Origin of the sequence: Streptomyces barkulensis (assembly GCF_002843305.1) — a bacterium.
Lineage (GTDB): Bacteria > Actinomycetota > Actinomycetes > Streptomycetales > Streptomycetaceae > Streptomyces > Streptomyces barkulensis.
This window is the reverse complement of the sequence record NZ_PGSG01000104.1, coordinates 87,969-104,013: the sequence shown is the minus strand read 5'-3', so window position 1 is coordinate 104,013 and position 16,045 is coordinate 87,969. Positions and strand designations below refer to the sequence as shown.

The following is a 16,045-nucleotide window of genomic DNA, read 5'->3' as shown; positions in this document are numbered from 1 at the left end:
CGGCCTCATGACATTCATCCAGGTCATCGACTGCAGGACCCATCAGGCCGACGAGCTGGACCGGCTGATGGACGACTGGGTCCGGGCGACCCGGGGCAAGCGGACGGCCACCCACTCGATCGTCGCGCGGGACCGCTCCGATCCCGCTCATGTGGTGGAGATCGTGGAGTTCCCCTCCTACGAGGAGGCGATGCGCAACTCCCATCTGCCCGAGACCGACCGGATCTTCCAGCGGCTGGCGGCGGCCTGCGACGAGGGGCCGACGTTCACCGATCTGGAGGTGTCCCGGGACGAGCAGCTCAACACCGGCGTGACCCGCACCTTCATCGAGGAGGTGATCAACGGGCGGAACCTCGACGTGGCCGACGGGCTGTGCACCGGCGACTACCGCGAGCACGACCCCTCGCTCTCCTCCTACGAGGTCAGGCTGGCACAGGCCAAGGAGGAGAACCAGGAGATCCTGGAGGCGTTCCAGCCGGTGATGGTCGTCGAGGACCTGTTCGCCGAGGGCGACAAGGTCTGTGCGCGGCTGTCCTACACCGGCCGCCACTCGGGGCCGTACCAGGGGCTGGAGCCCACCGGCAAGGAGATCACCGGGACCGGCCACGCCACCTTCCGCTTCGAGGACGGGAAGATCGCGGAGAGCTGGTGGAACTGGGACGACCTCGGGCTGCTGCGGCAGGTCGGCGCCGTCGAGATCTGATCCGGGCCGGACTCTGATCCGGGCCGGACCGGGAACGGCCCGGACGCGCCCGTGCGGGGACGCCTCCGGACCATCCGCGCGCCAGGGGGCGGGGAAGGGGCCGCTCAGGCTCCGGCGGCCGCCTTGCGGGCCTCGATACGGGCGCGGCGGGCGGCCAGGCGCTCGTCGAGCCTGCGGGCCTCGCCGTCCAGGCCGTCCAGGTACAGGCCCAGCTCCTCCTGGGCCCTGAGGCCCTCCGGGCCGAGCCCGCCGATCTCCATGACCTTCAGATGGCGCAGCACCGGCTGGAGCACGTCGTCGTGGTGGATGCGCAGGTTGTAGATCCCGCCGATCGCCATCTGCGCGGCGGCCCGCTCGAAGCCGGGCATGCCGTGGCCGGGCATCCGGAAGTTCACCACCACGTCGCGCACCGCCGACATCGTCCGGTCCGGGGCCAGCTCGAAGGCCGCCCGCAGCAGGTTGCGGTAGAAGACCATGTGCAGGTTCTCGTCGGTGGCGATACGGGCGAGCATCCGGTCGCAGACCGGATCGCCGGACTGGTGGCCGGTGTTGCGGTGGGAGATGCGGGTGGCCAGCTCCTGGAAGGCGACGTAGGCCACGGAGTGGAGCATCGAGTGCCGGTTGTCGGACTCGAAGCCCTCCGACATGTGCGCCATCCGGAACTCCTCCAGCTTCACCGGGTCCACGGCGCGGGAGGTCAGCAGGTAGTCGCGCATCACGATGCCGTGCCGCCCCTCCTCGGCGGTCCAGCGGTGCACCCATGTCCCCCAGGCGCCGTCACGGCCGAAGAGGGTGGCGATCTCGTGGTGGTAGCTGGGGAGGTTGTCCTCGGTCAGCAGGTTGACCACCAGGGCGATGCGGCCGACGTCGGTGACCTTGGACTGCTCCGGTTCCCATGCCTCGCCGCCGAGCGGGCCGTCGAAGTTGCGGCCGTCGCTCCAGGGGACGTACTCGTGCGGCATCCAGTCCTTGGCGACCTTCAGATGACGGTCGAGTTCCTTCTCCACCACCTCTTCCAGGGCATAGAGCAGACGGGTGTCCGTCCACTGCTCCGAGCCGGGGGCGTGCGGGGTGGCGAGGGTCATGAAGGCTCCACGGAACGACGACGGGAAACGGTACCTACGAGACCGTAGGTTACGAAACCGTAGGTTGGCGGGCCCGGAAAAGGCAATATCGGTTCTGTGAGCGGATGCGGACCGTGTGTGCCCGGGGGCCGTGGAGGTGGGGTGGAGAACGGCGGAGGCGGGGGCGGCGCTGTGCGCCGCCCCCGCCTCCGCGGAGCCGTCCGGGCGTCAGAGCAGGCCGGCGCGGCGCAGGGCCTCGGCCATCTCGCTGTTGGCCGGAGCCGCGTCACGGCCCCGCCCGCCCCCGCCCCGCCGGTCGCCCTGGCGCGGGCGAGGAGCGGAGGCGCGCCGGCCGTCCCGCTGACCGCCTCCGCGCTGACCGCGCGCCGGACGGCCGCCGTCGCCCGCGCCGGGGCCGGTCTCGTCGTCCAGCCGCAGCGTCAGCGAGATCCGCTTGCGCGGCACGTCCACGTCCAGCACCTTGACCTTCACCACGTCGCCGGACTTCACCACCTCGCGAGGGTCCTTCACGAACGTCCTCGACATGGCCGAGACGTGGACCAGGCCGTCCTGGTGGACGCCGACGTCCACGAAGGCGCCGAACGCGGCGACGTTGGTGACCACGCCCTCCAGGACCATGCCCGGCTCCAGGTCGCCGAGCTTCTCCACGCCCTCCCTGAAGGTGGCCGTCCGGAACGCCGGACGCGGGTCGCGGCCGGGCTTCTCCAGTTCCCCGATGATGTCGGTCACCGTCGGCAGGCCGAAGGTGTCGTCCACGAACTCCTGCGGCCGCAGACCGCGCAGCACCTCGGTGTTGCCGATCAGCGCCGCGACGTCGCTGCCCGTCGCCTTCACCATCCGGCGCACCACCGGGTACGCCTCGGGGTGGACGGCGGAGGCGTCCAGCGGGTCGTCCCCGCCGCGGATGCGAAGGAAGCCCGCGCACTGCTCGTACGCCTTGGGGCCGAGCCGGGGGACGTCCTTGAGGCCCTTGCGGCCGCGGAAGGGGCCGTTGGCGTCGCGGTGGGCGACGATGTTCTCCGCCAGGCCCGCGCCGATGCCCGACACCCGCGACAGCAGCGGCGCCGAGGCGGTGTTGACGTCCACGCCGACGCCGTTGACGCAGTCCTCCACCACCGCGTCCAGTGAGCGCGAGAGCTTCACCTCGGAGACGTCGTGCTGGTACTGGCCCACCCCGATCGACTTGGGGTCGATCTTGACCAGCTCGGCCAGCGGGTCCTGCAGGCGCCGGGCGATGGAGACCGCGCCGCGCAGCGAGACGTCCAGGTCCGGCAGCTCGCGGGAGGCGAAGGCGGAGGCGGAGTACACCGACGCGCCCGCCTCCGAGACCATCACCTTCGTCAGCTTCAACTCCGTTTGCGCGGCGCACAGTTCGGCGGCCAGCCGGTCCGTCTCGCGGGAAGCGGTGCCGTTGCCGACGGCGATCAGCTCCACCCGGTGCTCCCGCGCCAGCCGCGCCAGCGTGGCCAGCGACTCCTTCCAGCGGTTCTGCGGGGCGTGGGGGTGGATCGTCTCGGTGGCGGCGACCTTGCCGGTGGCGTCGACGACGGCGACCTTCACACCCGTGCGGAAGCCCGGGTCCAGCCCCATGGTGGCGCGGGTGCCGGCGGGGGCGGCCAGCAGCAGGTCGCGCAGGTTGGCCGCGAACACCGCGACCGCCTCGTCCTCGGCGGCGGTGCGCAGCCGCAGCCGCAGGTCGATGCCCAGGTGCACCAGGATGCGGGTGCGCCAGGCCCAGCGCACGGTGTCGGCCAGCCAGCGGTCGGCCGGGCGGCCGCGGTCCTCGACGCCGAACCGGCGGGCGATCGCGCGTTCGTAGTCGGAGGGGCCGGTGGTCTCGCGCAGGGCCCCGCCCTCCGCGGCCTCCCCGGCGGGCTCCGGCTCCGGCTCCAGGGCGAGGTCGAGGACCTCCTCCTTCTCGCCGCGCAGCATCGCCAGCACCCGGTGCGAGGGCAGCTCGGTGAAGGGCTCGGAGAAGTCGAAGTAGTCGGCGAACTTGGCGCCCTGCTCCTGCCTGCCCTCGCGCACCTTCGCCACCAGCCGGCCGCGCCGCCACATCGTCTCGCGCAGTTCGCCGATCAGGTCGGCGTCCTCGCCGAAACGCTCGGTCAGGATCGCGCGGGCGCCCTCCAGCGCGGCGGATGCGTCGGCCACCCCCTTGTCCGGGTCGACGAACGCCGCCGCGGCGGCGGCCGGTTCCACGGACGGGTCGGCGAGCAGGCCCTCGGCCAGCGGCTCCAGGCCCGCCTCGCGGGCGATCTGCGCCTTGGTGCGCCGCTTGGGCTTGTAGGGCAGGTAGACGTCCTCCAGGCGCGCCTTGGAGTCGGCCGCCCGGATGCGGGCCTCCAGTTCGGTGTCGAGCTTGCCCTGGGAGCGCACGGACTCCAGGATCGCCGCCCGCCGCTCCTCCAGCTCCCGCAGGTAGCGCAGCCGCTCCTCCAGGTCGCGCAGCTGCGCGTCGTCCAGGCCGCCGGTGGCCTCCTTGCGGTAGCGCGCGACGAACGGCACGGTCGAGCCGCCGTCGAGCAGTTCGACGGCGGCCCTGACCTGCCGTTCCCGTACGCCGAGTTCCTCGGCGATCCTGCCCTCGACGGACGCCGCGCCGGACGTGCCGGCCGGTGCCGCGCCCTCGACGGGCGTCTCTCCGATGGACTGTGTCACGATCCGTTCCGCCTTACTCGGTGCTGGGTGCTCCCCCGGTAGCCCGCATTGTTACAGGCCGCACCGACAGGCGGACGGTCAGACGCGGCGTCCGGTGCGCGAAGCCCCGCCGAAGAGGCGGGCCAGTAGACGGAAGGGCAGCGTCACCACGGTCGCGATGGCGCCGCCGACGGTACGGAGTGCGTCTGCAATGGCTTTGAACATGCCGATCGCATGGCCGCTCTCGCGCCGGGCAAACCCGTTTCGCCCCCTTCCGTTCGGATTCCCCTCAGCCCTTGCCGAACAGGTCCGCGGGGAAGGCGCCCGAGGCGAGGGCCGCGCCGGTGAAGGCGCCGCACAGCTCGGTCAGCCGCTCGGTGCCCGCCGCGCCCAGGTGCTCGTACGGCGCGGCGTCGAGCCGGTCGGTCTCCTCCTCCAGCTCCTTGCGCAGGGCGGTGCCGGCCCCGGTCAGCTCGCCGTCGCCGTCCAGCAGTCCGCGCCCGCGCAGCCGCTCCTGGGCCTCCTCCCAGTCCCGGCGGTCCCAGCCCCGGGTGGCCAGCGCCCACCCGGGGCTCATGCCGCGGCCGCTGGCGGTGTGGCTGACCAGCGCCTCCATCGGGTCCAGCCCGGCGTGCTGGAGGACGGCGACATGGGCGTCACCGCGGTGCTCGCGCAGCAGCGAGGCGCCGTGCCACAGCGCCAGGTGCGGTGCCTCGGGCACGGGAAGGTCGGCGAGCGCCGCGTACAGCGGGCGGCCCGGGCGGACGCACCCCTCGGCGGCGCGCAGCGCCAGCTCGGCGGCCTCGGCCATCTCCTTGGACGCCACCGCCTCCTCGCCCAGCAGGCGCCGCAGCATGGAGTCGGCGGCGCGCAGCCGGGCGGCGAGCACGGTCTCGGGGGCGGCCAGCTCCCACACGGCCGGCAGGTGGCGGGCGACGAGGGCGTGGTGGAAGTTGTGGAAGGTCGCGGTGACGACCCCGGGCCCGACCCGGCCCAGCGCCGCGGCACGTCCGGCGAAGTAGACCGCGGAGGGGTCCTCGATGCCGTAGGGGGCCAGCTCGCGGGCCAGGTCGGGGGCGAAGTAGAGAGCCGAGTGCAGCGGGTTGACGGCATTGTGGCAGCGCCGTCCGGCTTTGGCGGGGAGGGACGTCATACCCGCACGCTACCCGTCGGTAAGTGGCCAGGTGAAGACCGGAGGGCGCCGTTCCAGGAAGGCGGCCACGCCCTCGGCCCGCTCACCGCTCTCCCGGGCGCGCTCCTCCCAGTACGCGATCCGCTCCGGTGGCACGGGGCCGGCCCCGGCGCCGTTCGCGAACTCCTTGGCGGCCGCCTGGGTGAGCTGCGAGCGCGAGACGAGCAGCCGCGCGAACCGCGCCACCCGCTCCTCCAGTTCGCCCTCCGGGTGCACCTCGTCGACCAGCCCGGTGCGCAGGGCCCGCTCGGCGCCGATCAACTCGCCGGAGAACAGCAGGTACTTGGCGGTGGCCGGGCCGACCAGGGAGACCAGGCGCCGGGTGGAGGAGGCGCCGTAGACGATGCCGAGTTTCGCCGGGGTGATGCCGAACAGGGCTCCCTCGGCGGCGAAGCGCAGGTCGCAGGCGACGGCGAGCTGGCAGCCGCCGCCCACGCAGTGCCCGCGCACGGCCGCGAGCGTGGGCCGGGGGAAGGCCGCCAGCGCCTCCTCGGCGGTCACCGCCAGACGGCGGGACTCCTCGTCGCCCTCGCGCAGGGCGGAGATGTCGGCGCCCGCGCAGAAGGTGCCGCCCTCGCCGGTGAGGACCAGGGCCCGTACGGCGGGATCGGCGGCGAGCCGCTCCAGCACGGCGGGCATCCGCCGCCACATGTCCGGTGTCATCGCGTTGCGCTTGGCCGGGTTGTCGATGGTGAGGGTGGCGACGCCGTCCTGGACGGAGACCGGCAGGGCCGGACCGCCGGCCGGCGGGGTGTGCGCGGACATGGGCCGGATCGTAACGGCAGGGGGCGCGGAGGCCGCGACGGGGGCCGCAGAAACGATCGCGCAAGGCCGGCCGTCCGCGAACGGCGCGTAAGTCTTCTGTCAATTGCCATCGATAAGTGCCGACTTGCAGTCACAGGGCCGGGATGCGCGCACCGCGGGCCGACACTCGTGGGGAGAACCGGTCCGGGACCGGCCCGGAACGGAGCCGGACGGAAGCGGCCGGCGAGAGCCGAGAGCGGGGTGCGGCAGATGGACGTCCGCGGTGGTTTCCTCCCGGGCCGGGACGGCCGGCCGTCCGCGCCGCCGCGGGAACGGCTCCGGCTCCGGTCGGGGGAACAGCCGGGGGAACAGCCGCACGCCCGGCCCGAGCCCCGCCACCGCCCCCGGCCGTACGAGGGCGCCTGGCGCTTCACCGTCCCGGTGCACGAGTCCTCCGTGCCCCGGGCGCGCCACGCCGTGCGGGACCTGCTTCGCCGCGCAGGGGCCCCGGTCGCCGACGAGCTGATGGACGGCCTGCTGCTGATCCTGTCCGAACTGGTCGCCAACGCCGTGCGGCACGCGGCCCTGCTCTCCACGGAGATCGGCGTCGAGATCTCCCTCGACGCCGGCCGGGTACGCCTGGGCGTCGAGGACGGCCACCCCTACCGTCCCGCGGCGCTGGCCGTCGCCCCGGGGCGGGAGCACACCGGGGGGCGGGGGCTGCTCCTGGTCAAGGCCGTCGTCGCCGAGGCCGGCGGTTCCTGCGAGGCCGAGCGGACCGCCTCCGGCGGCAAGGTGGTCCGGGTCGTCCTGCCGCGGGCCTCCCTGCCGCCGTCGCGGTGAGCGCGACCGCCGCGCCGACCGCCGCGCCGACCGCCGCGCGCCTCACCAGCCGGCCGAGACCCCGGTCACCTCGCGGATGCCGCCCCGCGCCGCGTCCAGCACCGTCATGAACCAGGCCGAGAACGGCTCCGCCTCGTGCCGCTTGAGCAGCTCCTCGGGCGTCACGAACGCCGTCTCGGCGATCTCCTCCGGATCCGGCCGGGGCATGTCCCGCACCAGCCCCGCGAAGAGGTGGTTGTACTCCTGCTCGACCAGGCCGGAGGCCGGGTCCGGGTGGTTGTAGCGCACCGTCCCCGCCTCCCGCATCAGACGGGGCGCCACGCCCAGCTCCTCGCCGACCCGCCGTGCGGCGGCGGCGAAGGGCCGCTCGCCGGGGTAGGGGTGGCCGCAGCAGGTGTTGGACCACACACCGGGGGAGTGGTACTTGCCCAGCGCCCTGCGCTGGAGCAGCAGCCGGCCCAAGTCGTCGAAGAGGAAGACGGAGAAGGCCCGGTGCAGCCGGCCCGGGGCCTGGTGGGCGGAGAGCTTCTCCGCGGTCCCGATCGTCCTGCCGTCCTCGTCGACCAGCTCGAGCATGATCGGGTCCGCCGTGCCGTTGGTCATGTCCGCCCTTCACCGTGCATGTGTCGGAACGGCATTTCTCCTATGTTCCGACTGTCCGCTCCAGTGTGCCGTACACGGACGGGGGCCGCTCGCCGGGCGGACGGCCCGCGGGCCCCGAGGCGCCGGCGGAGGACGGGGACGGGGCGGCGGGGAGCGTCAGTGGCACAACCGTCCCTCGCGCGCCGCGTGCCCGTGCGGCTCCAGCTGGAAGGTGCAGTGCTCGACGTCGAAGTGCCGACCCAGGCAGTTGTGGAGATCCCGCAGGATCCTGTCGTGGCCCCCCTCGGCCTCCAGCGCCTCCCGGCCGACCACCACGTGCGCGGAGAGCACCGGCATCCCGGAGGTGATGGTCCACACGTGCAGGTCGTGCAGGTCCTCCACCCCGGGCACGCTCAGGATGTGCGCCCGCACCCCGGCCATGTCCACATGCCGGGGCGCGGCCTCCAGCAGGACGTCGATGGCCTCGCGCGCCAGCCGCACCGTCCGCGGCACGATCAGCACCGCGATCAGCAGCGAGGCGACGGGGTCGGCCTGCCGCCAGCCGGTGAACATGATCACCAGCGCGGCGGCGATCACCGCCACGGAGCCCAGGGCGTCCGCCGCCACCTCCAGGAAGGCGCCCCGCACGTTCAGGCTCTCCCGCTGCCCGCGCATCAGCAGGGCCAGGGACAGGCCGTTGAGGGCCAGGCCGACGACGCCGAACAGGACCGTCAGCCCCCCGGGCACCTCCTCGGGATGGCGCAGCCGCTCGACGGCCTCCACCAGGATGTAGCCGCCCACCCCGAGCAGCAGCAGGGCGTTGAGCAGCGCGGCGAGGATCTCGGCGCGGGCGAGACCGAAGGTGCGCCGCTCGCTGCCGGGCCGGTTGGCGACGTGGATCGCCAGCAGTGCCATCCCGATGCCGACCGCGTCGGTGGCCACATGGCCGGCGTCCGCCAGCAGCGCCAGCGAACCGGTCAGCGCGGCGCCCGCGAGCTCGGCGAGCAGCAGGACGACCGCGATGGCCAGGGCCGCGCGCAGCCGCCCCCGGTACGCGGCTCCCGCCGTACCCGGCCCGGCCGGCCGCGGCCCGCCGTGGTTGTGCCCTGCGCCCATGGATGATGCCTCCCGTATGGCGGCCGATGCCGCCTGCGACCGGTGCGGACGATCCCAGTGAACTACGGGTGGGGGGTATGGGGCAACGCGGCACTGAACACCGTTGTCATCCCCTCTGACCTGCGCTTTCCATTCACCTGGCGGATAGCGTCCGCTCGTTCGGGGGACCGGCCCGGATCACTCGGGGAGCGCGGCCCCTTCCCGCTGGAGGCCGTCGGCGCCGCGCAGGCGCCGGCCCGCCCAGGCCGAGGCCACCATCTCGCGTACCCCGTACCGGGGCGCCCAGCCCAGCTCCACGCCGATCCGCCCGGCCGAGGCCACCACCCGCGCCGGGTCCCCCGGGCGGCGCGGGACGACCACCGGGGCGGGCTCGCGGATACCGGTGACCTCGGCGACGAGACCGGCCAGCTCCCGCACCGACACGCCCTCGCCGGTGCCCACGTTCACCGTCAGGTCCTCGCCGGCCGGGAGCCCGGCCAGCCGGCGGGCGGCGGCCAGATGGGCCTCGGCCAGGTCGGCGACGTGGATGTAGTCGCGTACGCAGGTGCCGTCGGGGGTGGGGTAGTCGTCGCCGAAGATCCGCGGGGCCTCGCCGCGGGTGAGGGCGTCGAAGAACATCGGGATGACGTTGGACACGCCGACGTCCGACAGCTCCGGCCGCGCGGCCCCCGCCACGTTGAAGTAGCGCAGACAGGCGGTGGACAGCCCGTGCGCCCGCCCCGCGGCGCGCACCAGCCACTCGCCCGCCAGCTTCGTCTCGCCGTAGGGGCTCATCGGGACGCAGGGAGTGTCCTCGGTGACCGTGTCCACGTCCGGCATGCCGTAGACGGCGGCGGAGGAGGAGAACACGAAGCCCCGCACCCCGGCGGCGACCACGGCCTCCAGCAGCACCGTGAGCCCGTACAGGTTCTCCCGGTAGTACGTCAGCGGATGCTCCACCGACTCGCCCACCTGCTTCTTCGCCGCCAGATGCACCACGCCCGTGACCCCGTGCCCGGCGAGCGTGCGGTCGAGCAGCCCGCGGTCGGCGACCGAGCCGCGCACCAGGGGCACGCCGGGCGGCAGCCGCTCGGGCAGGCCGCTGGAGAGGTCGTCGAGCACGACGACCCTCTCACCGGCCTCCGCCATCGCCCGCGCCACATGCGCGCCGACGTATCCGATCCCTCCGGTCACCAGCCATGTCATCGGGTCTCTCCTTCGTGGACACTCCCGGCTTCGACCGGGGGTGGGGTGCCTCCCGCCCGCGGTGGAGCAACGAAGCTCCTGCGGAGCAGGGCGGGAGAAGCCGGTTCGCCGCCGGGACGGACCGGCGTCCGCCCCGGCGGCCCGCAGCCGGCCCCCGCGGCGCGAGCCGTGGGAATCCCCCTCCTCCGGGAGGGAGAGGAAGCCAAGGCCGCAGCCTAACCACCGGTCGCGGACCGTCGCGGACACGCTCCTTGTGCGAGTCGCCGGGATCGAGGATCCTGGAACGCGGTCCGTGGTGTTCTGTCACCTTTCGTGACGGCGGGGCGCTTCCGCCCGGTGAATGCGGGGTGAACGGACGCTTCCACCTATCCGATAACCTCTGGCCATGTGCTGCCCGCCCCGGACGGGTGATGGCGCACTGTGACCGCTGCCCGGATGCCGCTCGATACGGACCGCGCCGCGGACAGTACGGCTTTCAAGGAGTGAGTTCGTTCTTGTCGACCGCCATTCTCACCGGTCCACCGGTCGCGGGGGCGCCCTTGGAGGGCGGTCTGCGGTCGCTGGGTTTCGATGTGCGGGTGGCGGAGGACGCCGCCGGGGTGGAGGCGGCGCTGGCGGCCGTCCCGGCCGGTGAGCGCGTCGCCCTCGTCGACCCCCGCTTCGTCGGGCACACGCACAGCCTGCGGCTGGCCCTGACCGACCCGCGCTTCCCCGCCGCCGCGATCCCCGGCGCACTGGCCGTCCGGCCCGCCGCGCGCGCCGCCCTGGCCCGCGCCGTGTCCGCCGTGTCCGCCGCGGCACCGTCCGCGCGGACCGCGCCGTCCGCGGCGGGAGGCGCGGCGCGCACCGCCGCCCCCGAGCCCGCCGGCCTGCCCGACCGGGCGGCCGCCGCCCTGGAGGAGGACGACCGGGCCCCGGCCGTGCACCGCCCCGAGCTGGGCGTCCTCGTCGCCGCCGTGCCCGCCGACGACGCGGAGCGGGCCGAGGCCGAGCGGGCCGTGGCGGCCGTCGACGAGGAGCGCGTGCGGCTGCGCTCGGCGGTGAAGTCCCGCGACGGTTTCTTCACCACCTTCTTCGTCAGCCCCTACTCCCGTTACCTCGCCCGCTGGTGCGCCCGGCGCGGACTGACCCCCAACCAGGTGACCACCGCCTCGCTGCTCACCGCGCTGGTCGCCGCCGCCTGCGCGGCCACCGGCACCCGCGGCGGCTTCGTCGCGGCCGGAGTGCTGCTGATCGCCTCGTTCGTGCTGGACTGCGCCGACGGACAGCTCGCCCGCTACGCGCTGAAGTACTCCACGCTCGGAGCCTGGCTGGACGCCACCTTCGACCGGGCCAAGGAGTACGCCTACTACGCGGGCCTGGCCCTCGGCGCGGCCCGCGGCGGCGACGACGTGTGGGCCCTGGCGCTGGGCGCGATGGTGCTCCAGACCTGCCGCCACGTGGTGGACTTCTCCTTCAACGAGGCCGACCACTACGGCAGGGACGGCGGGCTGGAGCGCGGGGGGGAGCCGGCCGCCGGGAGCACCGACCCCGCCGCCGCCCTGTCGGGGAGGCTCGACCGGGTCGGCTGGACGGTGTGGGCCCGCCGCATGATCGTGCTGCCGATCGGCGAGCGCTGGGCGCTGATCGCCGTCCTCACCGCCCTCACCACCCCCCGCACCACCTTCACCGTGCTGCTGACCGGCTGCGCGTTCGCCGCCTGCTACACCACCGCCGGGCGGGTGCTGCGCTCCCTGACCCGCAGGGGCGTGCGCACCGACCGCGCCGTGCGGGCCCTGGCCGAGCTGGCCGACTCCGGACCACTGGCCGAGGGCGTGGCCCGGGCCGCCGCGTCCCGGACGCGCGCGGCGCGGCCGTCCGCGTTCGCCGCCCCGGCCCTGGCCCTGCTCGGCTCGGCCGGCCTGGTGGCCGCCGCGCTGTGGGCCCCGGTCGGCCCCTGGCTGCCGGCCGCCGCGCTCGGCTACGCCGTCCTGTCCGGGCTGGCCGTCGCCCGCCCGCCGGTGGGCGCGCTGGACTGGCTGGTGCCGCCCCTCTTCCGCGCGGCGGAGTACACCACGGTCCTGGTACTCGCCGCCCGGTCGGACGCGGCGGGGGCCCTGCCCGCAGCGTTCGGGCTGGTCGCGGCGGTCGCCTACCATCACTACGACACGGTGTACCGCATCCGCGGCGGCACCGGCGCCCCGCCGCACCGGCTGGTGCGGGCGATCGGCGGGCACGAGGGACGCGCTGTGGCGGTCACGGCCGCCGCCGCCCTCTGGGCCGCCGGGCAGGGCTTCACGATCGCGCTCACGGCCCTGGCCGGGGCCCTGGCGCTCACGGTGCTCACCGAGAGCGTCCGTTTCTGGGTGTCCTCACACGCACCCGCCGTACACGACGAAACAGGAGAACCCGCATGATCGGCCTCGTGCTGGCCGCCGGCGCCGGACGGCGTCTGCGCCCCTACACCGACACCCTTCCCAAGGCCCTGGTGCCGGTGGACCCGGCGGGCGAGGGCACCACCACCGTGCTCGACCTCACCCTCGGCAACTTCCGCGAGGTCGGCCTCACCGACGTCGCCGTGGTCGTGGGCTACCGCAAGGAGGCCGTCTACGAGCGCAGGGCCGCCCTGGAGAAGAAGTACGGCGTCAAGCTCCACCTGGTGGACAACGACAAGGCCGAGGAGTGGAACAACGCCTACTCCCTGTGGTGCGCCCGCGACGTCATCAAGGAGGGCGTGATCCTGGCCAACGGCGACACCGTCCACCCCGTCTCCGTCGAGCAGACGCTGCTCGACGCCCGCGGCAAGGGGCAGCGGATCATCCTCGCCCTCGACACGGTCAAGAAGCTGGCCGACGAGGAGATGAAGGTCGTCACCGAGCCCGGCAGGGGCGTGCGCCGCATCACCAAGCTGATGGACCCGGCCGACGCCACCGGCGAGTACATCGGCGTGACCCTCATCGAGGGCGAGGCAGCCGCCGACCTGGCCGACGCGCTGAAGGCCACCTACGAGCGCGACCCGCAGCTGTACTACGAGGACGGCTACCAGGAGATGGTCGACCGCGGTCTCACCATCGACACCGCCGCCATCGGCGACGTGAAGTGGGTCGAGATCGACAACCACGACGACCTGAACAAGGCGCGGGAGATCGCGTGCCAGTACTGACCCGGCTCATCCCCTCGCCGGTCGTCGTCGACATCAGGCCCGGTGCGCTGGACGACCTGGCGACCCTCCTGGTCGACCAGCGCATCTCGGCCTCCGGCAAGCTCGCCATCGCCATCAGCGGCGGCTCGGGCGCGACCCTGCGCGAGCGGTTCGCGCCCGCCCTGCCGGGCGCCGACTGGTACGAGGTCGGCGGCGGGACGCTGGACAACGCGATCAAGCTGGCCGACGCGATGAAGTCCGGCCGCTACGACGCGGTCGTCGGCATGGGCGGCGGCAAGATCATCGACTGCGCCAAGTTCGCCGCCGCGCGCATCGGCCTGCCGCTGGTCGCCGTCGCCACCAACCTCAGCCACGACGGCCTGTGCTCCCCGGTCGCCACGCTCGACAACGACGCCGGCCGCGGCTCGTACGGCGTGCCGAACCCGATCGCGATCGTGATCGACCTCGACGTCATCCGCGAGGCCCCGATCCGCTTCGTGCGCTCGGGCGTGGGCGACGTGATCTCCAACATCTCCGCCGTCGCCGACTGGGAGCTCTCCCACAAGGTCACCGGCGAGTCGATCGACGGTCTGGCCGCCGCCATGGCCCGTCAGGCCGGCGAGGCGGTGCTGCGCCACCCGGGCGGCTGCGGCGACGACGAGTTCCTCACCGTGCTGGCCGAGGGGCTGGTGCTCACCGGCATCTCCATGTCGGTGGCCGGCGACAGCCGCCCCGCCTCCGGCGCCTGCCACGAGATCAACCACGCCTTCGACCTGCTCTACCCCAGGCGTGCCGCCGCGCACGGCGAGCAGTGCGGGCTCGGCGCCGCCTTCGCGATGCACCTGCGCGGGGCCGAGGAGCAGACGGAATTGATCGTCGAGGTGCTGCGCCGCCACGGCCTGCCCGTGCTGCCCGGCGAGATCGGCTTCGACGAGGACGAGTTCGTGCGCGCGGTGGAGTACGCGCCGCAGACCCGGCCCGGGCGCTACACGATCATCGAGCACCTGGACCTGTCCACCGACCAGATCAGGGACGCGTACGCCGACTATGTCAAAGCCGTCAGTAGCTGAACTCCGCCCGGTCGTGCACCCCGCCGGGGTGAAGGACCGGCGCAGCGGTGAGCACTGGGCCGGGCGCCTGTACATGCGGGAGATCTCGCTGCGCTGGACCCGGCATCTGGTGAACACCCGGATAACGCCCAACCAGCTCACCTATCTGATGGTGGTCGCCGGTGTGGCGGCCGGCGCCGTACTGCTGGTGCCGGGCCCCGCCGGGGCCGTCCTGGCCGCCCTGCTGATCCAGTTCTACCTGCTGCTGGACTGCGTGGACGGCGAGGTCGCCCGCTGGCGGAGGCAGACCTCCATCACCGGCGTCTACCTCGACCGGGTGGGCCACTACCTGGCCGAGGCGGCGCTGCTGGTCGGCTTCGGGGTACGGGCCGCCGACGTCTTCCGCACCGAGGGGGCCTCCGCGAACTGGCTGTGGGCCTTCCTGGGGACCGTTGCCGCGCTGGGCGCGATCCTGATCAAGGCCGAGACCGACCTGGTGGACGTCGCCCGCTCCCGCAGCGGCCTGCCCGCCGTGAAGGACGAGGCGGCCGTGCCCCGCTCCTCGGGGCTGGCGCTGGCCCGCCGGGCGGCCGCGGCGCTGAAGTTCCACCGGCTGGTCGGCGGCGTCGAGGCGTCCCTGGTGATCCTGGCGGTGGCGGTCGCCGACGCAGTGCACGGCGGTCTGTTCTTCACCCGGCTGGGCGTCGCCGTCCTGGCGGCCATCGCGGTCCTGCAGACGCTGCTGCACCTGGTGTCCATCCTGGCGTCGAGCCGGCTGCGGTGAGGGCGGTGAACGACATGACCGAGGGCGCGCGGTCCTCCTCCGGCAGGCCCCTGACGCTGGGCGCGGTCGTCCTCACCATGGGCAACCGCCCCGAGGAGCTGCGTGCCCTGCTGGACTCGGTCGCCAAGCAGGACGGCGACCCGGTCCAGGTGGTAGTCGTCGGCAACGGCGCCCCGCTGCCGGAGCTCCCGCAGGGGGTGCGGACGGTGGAGCTGCCGGAGAACCTGGGCATCCCCGGCGGCCGCAACGTCGGCATCGAGGCGTTCGGGCCCGGCGGGAGCGAGGTGGACGCCCTGCTCTTCCTCGACGACGACGGGCTGCTGCCGAACACCGACACCGCCGAGCTGGTCCGGCAGGCGTTCGCCGCCGACCCGGAGCTGGGCATCATCAGCTTCCGCATCGCCGACCCGGACACCGGAGCCACCCAGCGCCGCCACGTACCGCGGCTGCGCGCCTCGGACCCGATGCGCTCCTCGCGCGTGACGACCTTCCTCGGCGGCGCCAACGCCGCGCGGACGGCGGTCTTCCAGGAGGTCGGCGGGCTGCCGGACGAGTTCTTCTACGCGCACGAGGAGACCGACCTGGCCTGGCGGGCGCTGGACGCGGGGTGGATGATCGACTACCGCGCGGACATGGTGCTCCACCACCCCACCACCCTCCCCAGCCGCCACGCGGTCTACCACCGCATGGTCGCCCGCAACCGCGTGTGGCTGGCCCGGCGCAACCTGCCGCTGCCGCTGATCCCCCTCTACCTGGGCGTATGGCTGCTGCTGACTCTGGCCCGGCGCCCCTCGCGTCCCGCGCTGCGCGCCTGGCTGGGCGGTTTCCGGGAGGGCTGGACGACCCCGTGCGGTGCCCGCCGTCCCATGAAGTGGCGTACGGTGTGGCGCCTGACCCGACTGGGCCGCCCTCCCGTCATCTGACAAGCTCTGTCTGAGAGCATCGGGTCCGGTGACACCAGCCGGGGCCCGCTGCGCTCATTCCATCCCGGCTGCGCACTG

Annotated in this window: 15 protein-coding genes; 7 read left to right on the top strand and 8 right to left on the bottom strand. The window is 73.9% G+C overall.

From position 1 onward, the window contains the following. The first annotated feature begins 7 nt into the window (after positions 1-7). A complete protein-coding gene (locus tag CUT83_RS21780) occupies positions 8-703 on the top strand; it encodes an ester cyclase (protein ID WP_101257603.1) in 696 nt (231 codons plus the stop codon). A 104-nt stretch (positions 704-807) separates the two neighbouring features. Here CUT83_RS21780 and CUT83_RS21775 read toward each other — a convergent pair whose 3' ends face one another. The 5 genes from CUT83_RS21775 to CUT83_RS21755 all read right to left on the bottom strand — a co-directional run bounded on the left by CUT83_RS21775 (position 808) and on the right by CUT83_RS21755 (position 6,385). Beyond that, entirely contained in the window at positions 808-1,788 is a 981-nt protein-coding gene (locus tag CUT83_RS21775; RefSeq protein WP_101257508.1) for an acyl-ACP desaturase, read from the bottom strand. A 207-nt stretch (positions 1,789-1,995) separates the two neighbouring features. Next, the gene (locus tag CUT83_RS21765; RefSeq protein WP_101257602.1) at positions 1,996-4,437 is read right to left on the bottom strand and encodes a Tex family protein; all 2,442 of its coding nucleotides are present in this window, start codon (positions 4,435-4,437) and stop codon (positions 1,996-1,998) included. A 90-nt stretch (positions 4,438-4,527) separates the two neighbouring features. After that, positions 4,528-4,653 (bottom strand): LPFR motif small protein, encoded by a 126-nt coding sequence (locus CUT83_RS31420; protein WP_277347740.1) that lies wholly within the window; start codon positions 4,651-4,653, stop codon positions 4,528-4,530. A gap of 64 nt (positions 4,654-4,717) precedes the next feature. Beyond that, positions 4,718-5,581 carry an SCO6745 family protein gene (locus CUT83_RS21760; protein WP_101257507.1) on the bottom strand — a complete coding sequence of 288 codons (864 nt, stop codon included), beginning with the start codon at positions 5,579-5,581 and terminating at the stop codon, positions 4,718-4,720. Positions 5,582-5,590: 9 nt separating this feature from the next. Beyond that, positions 5,591-6,385: an enoyl-CoA hydratase/isomerase family protein gene (locus CUT83_RS21755; RefSeq protein WP_101257506.1), complete on the bottom strand. Its 795-nt coding sequence runs from the start codon at positions 6,383-6,385 to the stop codon at positions 5,591-5,593. Between the two features lie 249 nt (positions 6,386-6,634). Between CUT83_RS21755 and CUT83_RS21750 the strand changes: the two genes are divergently transcribed. After that, positions 6,635-7,207 carry an ATP-binding protein gene (locus CUT83_RS21750; protein ID WP_101257505.1) on the top strand — a complete coding sequence of 191 codons (573 nt, stop codon included), beginning with the start codon at positions 6,635-6,637 and terminating at the stop codon, positions 7,205-7,207. A gap of 42 nt (positions 7,208-7,249) precedes the next feature. Here the strand turns inward: CUT83_RS21750 and idi are convergent, their stop codons facing one another. From idi to galE, 3 genes are all read right to left on the bottom strand, one after another. Then, complete coding sequence (idi, locus tag CUT83_RS21745) at positions 7,250-7,810, bottom strand: isopentenyl-diphosphate Delta-isomerase (RefSeq protein WP_101257504.1); 561 nt, start codon at positions 7,808-7,810, stop codon at positions 7,250-7,252. A gap of 156 nt (positions 7,811-7,966) precedes the next feature. Continuing rightward, entirely contained in the window at positions 7,967-8,905 is a 939-nt protein-coding gene (locus CUT83_RS21740) for a cation diffusion facilitator family transporter (protein ID WP_101257503.1), read from the bottom strand. 177 nt (positions 8,906-9,082) lie between these two features. Next, positions 9,083-10,090, bottom strand: a complete 1,008-nt coding sequence (galE, locus tag CUT83_RS21735) for a UDP-glucose 4-epimerase GalE (protein WP_101257502.1) — start codon at positions 10,088-10,090, stop codon at positions 9,083-9,085. A gap of 494 nt (positions 10,091-10,584) precedes the next feature. Here galE and CUT83_RS21730 point away from each other — a divergent pair, with 494 nt between their 5' ends. Genes CUT83_RS21730 through CUT83_RS21710 form a run of 5 tightly spaced genes read left to right on the top strand, consistent with a single transcriptional unit; the run spans position 10,585 to position 15,967 of the window. Continuing rightward, positions 10,585-12,486 (top strand): DUF5941 domain-containing protein, encoded by a 1,902-nt coding sequence (locus CUT83_RS21730; RefSeq protein WP_101257501.1) that lies wholly within the window; start codon positions 10,585-10,587, stop codon positions 12,484-12,486. Next, positions 12,483-13,232 (top strand): phosphocholine cytidylyltransferase family protein, encoded by a 750-nt coding sequence (locus tag CUT83_RS21725; RefSeq protein ID WP_101257500.1) that lies wholly within the window; start codon positions 12,483-12,485, stop codon positions 13,230-13,232. The genes CUT83_RS21730 and CUT83_RS21725 overlap by 4 nt, the downstream gene beginning before the upstream one ends. Continuing rightward, positions 13,220-14,281: an iron-containing alcohol dehydrogenase family protein gene (locus CUT83_RS21720; RefSeq protein WP_101257499.1), complete on the top strand. Its 1,062-nt coding sequence runs from the start codon at positions 13,220-13,222 to the stop codon at positions 14,279-14,281. Before CUT83_RS21725 ends, CUT83_RS21720 begins: the two co-directional genes overlap by 13 nt. After that, complete coding sequence (locus tag CUT83_RS21715; RefSeq protein WP_101257498.1) at positions 14,259-15,044, top strand: CDP-alcohol phosphatidyltransferase family protein; 786 nt, start codon at positions 14,259-14,261, stop codon at positions 15,042-15,044. The genes CUT83_RS21720 and CUT83_RS21715 overlap by 23 nt, the downstream gene beginning before the upstream one ends. A gap of 50 nt (positions 15,045-15,094) precedes the next feature. Next, positions 15,095-15,967: a glycosyltransferase family 2 protein gene (locus CUT83_RS21710; RefSeq protein ID WP_101257601.1), complete on the top strand. Its 873-nt coding sequence runs from the start codon at positions 15,095-15,097 to the stop codon at positions 15,965-15,967. Positions 15,968-16,045 lie beyond the last annotated feature (78 nt).

Excerpts from the sequence above, each read along its gene's own strand:
- CUT83_RS21780 (WP_101257603.1), top strand. The coding sequence starts at position 8 with ATGACATTCATCCAGGTCATCGACTGCAGGACCCATCAGGCCGACGAG.
- CUT83_RS21775 (WP_101257508.1), bottom strand. The coding sequence starts at position 1,788 with ATGACCCTCGCCACCCCGCACGCCCCCGGCTCGGAGCAGTGGACGGAC.
- CUT83_RS31420 (WP_277347740.1), bottom strand. The coding sequence starts at position 4,653 with ATGTTCAAAGCCATTGCAGACGCACTCCGTACCGTCGGCGGCGCCATC.
- CUT83_RS21760 (WP_101257507.1), bottom strand. The coding sequence starts at position 5,581 with ATGACGTCCCTCCCCGCCAAAGCCGGACGGCGCTGCCACAATGCCGTC.
- CUT83_RS21755 (WP_101257506.1), bottom strand. The coding sequence starts at position 6,385 with ATGTCCGCGCACACCCCGCCGGCCGGCGGTCCGGCCCTGCCGGTCTCC.
- CUT83_RS21750 (WP_101257505.1), top strand. The coding sequence starts at position 6,635 with ATGGACGTCCGCGGTGGTTTCCTCCCGGGCCGGGACGGCCGGCCGTCC.
- idi (WP_101257504.1), bottom strand. The coding sequence starts at position 7,810 with ATGACCAACGGCACGGCGGACCCGATCATGCTCGAGCTGGTCGACGAG.
- CUT83_RS21740 (WP_101257503.1), bottom strand. The coding sequence starts at position 8,905 with ATGGGCGCAGGGCACAACCACGGCGGGCCGCGGCCGGCCGGGCCGGGT.
- galE (WP_101257502.1), bottom strand. The coding sequence starts at position 10,090 with ATGACATGGCTGGTGACCGGAGGGATCGGATACGTCGGCGCGCATGTG.
- CUT83_RS21725 (WP_101257500.1), top strand. The coding sequence starts at position 12,483 with ATGATCGGCCTCGTGCTGGCCGCCGGCGCCGGACGGCGTCTGCGCCCC.
- CUT83_RS21715 (WP_101257498.1), top strand. The coding sequence starts at position 14,259 with ATGTCAAAGCCGTCAGTAGCTGAACTCCGCCCGGTCGTGCACCCCGCC.